Origin of the sequence: Metapseudomonas cellulosilytica (genome assembly GCF_049334135.1) — a bacterium.
In the GTDB taxonomy this organism is placed as follows: domain Bacteria; phylum Pseudomonadota; class Gammaproteobacteria; order Pseudomonadales; family Pseudomonadaceae; genus Metapseudomonas.
Genome location: NZ_JBHZGN010000060.1, coordinates 1 through 1,236 on the forward strand (window position 1 = coordinate 1; position 1,236 = coordinate 1,236).

Annotated in this window: 1 protein-coding gene; it reads left to right on the forward strand. The window is 62.7% G+C overall.

Features of this window, described 5'->3' with window-relative positions; all coding sequences use genetic code 11:
• Nucleotides 1–245 precede the first annotated feature (245 nt).
• Nucleotides 246–1,217 carry an IS110 family RNA-guided transposase gene (locus tag ACFW0H_RS30090; protein ID WP_422917478.1) on the forward strand — a complete coding sequence of 324 codons (972 nt, stop codon included), beginning with the start codon at nt 246–248 and terminating at the stop codon, nt 1,215–1,217.
• The last annotated feature ends 19 nt before the right edge of the window (nt 1,218–1,236 follow it).

Below are 1,236 nucleotides of genomic sequence, written 5' to 3' on the forward strand. Positions count from 1 at the left end.
ATCCACCCTTGTATCTCGACTAGCGTCCTTTCAAAGAGCGATAGTCCCCGACTGATCATCGGGGGAGGGTCAGGAAGCCGTATCCACCCTTAGGCCTCGAGCTTGCGACGTAGATAGTGCTCCGGCCCTCCACACTCACTCGAACAGCTCGAACGGTATCCAGGGCCCACCCTAGGTGAGAGCTCGCATTCACAAGGTCGAGCCGGGTGCAGTGATGATCTTTCTGGAGCGTTTAAGGAGTTTGTATGTCCAGCATCGTCGGCATCGACATTGCCAAGCACAGTTTCGATATCGCCACCGTCCAGGCCAATGGCAAGTACCGCACGAAGGCCAAGCTCGCCAATAGCGCGGCTGGCTTCCGGGTCTTGCAGGAGTGGCTGCTCACGTACAGCGAGCCGGGCGCTTGGGTCGTGATGGAGGCCACGGGCATCTACCACGAGGGCCTGGCGGAGTACCTGCACGGCCTGGGGTACCGTGTGTGTGTGATGAACCCTGCGCAGATCGCCCATTACGCTAGCAGCCAGCTGCAGCGGGTGAAGACGGACAAGGTCGACGCCAAGCTGATCGCCGAGTACGGCGCCCGCCATCAGGACGAATTGCGCGCCTGGCAACCGGAGCCGCCGGCCATTCGCCGCCTGCGTGCCCTGGTTCGCCGCCTGCAGGACCTGCAGGAGATGGAGCAGATGGAGCGCAACCGTCTGGACGTGGCGGATGCCAGTGTGCAGGACTCGATCCGCTCGGTGCTGCAGCACATAGAGCGGCAAATTGCTGAAACCCGGCAGGCGATCCAGGACCACATCGACAGCGATCCGGACCTGCGCGGCAAGCGTGACTTGCTGACCAGCATCGATGGCATCGCAGACAAGACCGCGGCCCTGCTGCTCGCCGAACTGGGTGATCCCCTGCAATTCACCAGCGCTCGAGCCATAGTCGCGTTTGCCGGGCTGAATCCCCGCTTGCAGGACTCCGGCAAGCACAAAGGCCATGTCCGCATCTCGCGCATCGGCTCATCTCGCCTGCGGGCGGGCCTGTACATGCCGGCAGTGGTCTCGATATCGCATAACGCGGCCATCCGCGCCCTGGCGAAACGCCTGCGGGCGCGTGGCAAGGCGGGCAAGCAGATCGTTTGCGCGGCGATGCGCAAGCTGCTGCACATCGCCTATGGCGTGCTGAAATCGGGTCGGCCATTCGATCCGAAACTGGCCCTTGCCCACTAAGGGGCAAGACGGTATCTAC